Below are 1,394 nucleotides of genomic sequence, written 5' to 3'. Positions count from 1 at the left end.
GGGTCTGTGGATCTAAGGGTGTTTCCGGCCTGACCTGCCGGGCGTTGTGCCTGGTGAGGAGGGTGCCGTGATGACCGCGACGCTGAACGACCAGACCGGACGTAAGAAGCGGCCCGAGCCGTCGGCCGAGGCGAAAGCCGCGGCCGAGTTGGTCCGGGCGGCCAAGGAACAAGGGCTGTCACTGACGGGCCCGGACGGGTTGCTAAAGCAGTTGACCAAGACGGTCCTGGAGACCGCGTTGAACGAGGAGATGACCGAGCACCTCGGCTACGAGAAACACGATCCTGCCGGTGCCGGGGCGGGCAACATCCGCAACGGCACCAGGTCGAAGACGGTGCTGACCGACAGCACCGGTCCGGTGCCAATAGATGTGCCGCGGGACCGGGCTGGCACGTTCGAGCCGCAGATCGTCCGTAAGCGGCAGCGCCGGTTGTCGGGGGTCGACGAGGTCGTGTTGTCGCTGTACGCCAAAGGCCTCACGACCGGGGAGATCAGCGCGCACTTCGCCGAGATCTATGGCGCCTCGGTCAGCAAGGAGACGATCTCGCGGATCACCGACAAGGTGATCGAGGAGATGACTGACTGGTCGCACCGGCCGTTGGATGAGATTTACGCGGCGGTGTTCATCGACGCCATCGTGGTCAAGGTGCGGGATGGGCAGGTCGCGAACCGGCCGTTCTATGCCGCGATCGGGGTCACCCTCGACGGGGACAAGGACATCCTCGGCCTGTGGGCTGGCACCGGTGGTGAGGGCGCGAAGTTCTGGATGAGCGTGTTGACCGACCTGCGTAACCGGGGCGTGAAGGACGTGTTCTTCCTCGTCTGTGACGGCCTCAAGGGCCTGCCCGAGGTCGTCACGAACGTGTGGCCCCGCACGGTGGTGCAGACGTGCATCATTCATCTGATCCGCAACACGTTCCGGCTGACCTCCCGCCGCTACTGGGACGAGTTGAAACGCGACATCAAGCCGATCTACACCGCCGTCAACGCGGCGGCGGCCCGAGCCGCGTTCGAGGACCTGGCGGAGAAGTGGGGCGGGCGGTATCCGGCGGTGATCCGCTTGTGGGACAACGCCTGGGCGGAGTTCATCCCGTTCCTCGACTACGACCTGGAGATCCGCACCGTCATCTGCTCCACGAACGCGATCGAGTCGTTGAACGCCCGCTACCGGCGGGCGGTCAAGGCCCGCGGCCACTTCCCCAACGAGCTGGCCGCGTTGAAGTGTCTGTATCTGGTGACCCGGTCCCTGGACCCCACCGGAGCAGGCAGAACCCGATGGACGATGCGCTGGAAACCCGCGTTGAACGCCTTCGCCATCACCTTCAGCGACCGCTTCCCAGCCGCTGAAACCTACTAACCAAGATCGCCGGAAACACCGTTAGCGAGACAGCCCC

At 65.1% G+C, this 1,394-nt stretch carries 1 protein-coding gene; it reads left to right on the top strand.

What is annotated here, in order from left to right; translation table 11 throughout:
- Positions 1–70: 70 nt before the first annotated feature.
- Positions 71–1,357, top strand: a complete 1,287-nt coding sequence (locus AB0A95_RS34665) for an IS256 family transposase (RefSeq protein WP_357559985.1) — start codon at positions 71–73, stop codon at positions 1,355–1,357.
- Positions 1,358–1,394: the final 37 nt, after the last annotated feature.

The organism is Micromonospora sp. NPDC049230, assembly GCF_040647875.1.
GTDB lineage: Bacteria > Actinomycetota > Actinomycetes > Mycobacteriales > Micromonosporaceae > Micromonospora.
This window is presented reverse-complemented; position numbering and strand designations above follow the sequence as displayed.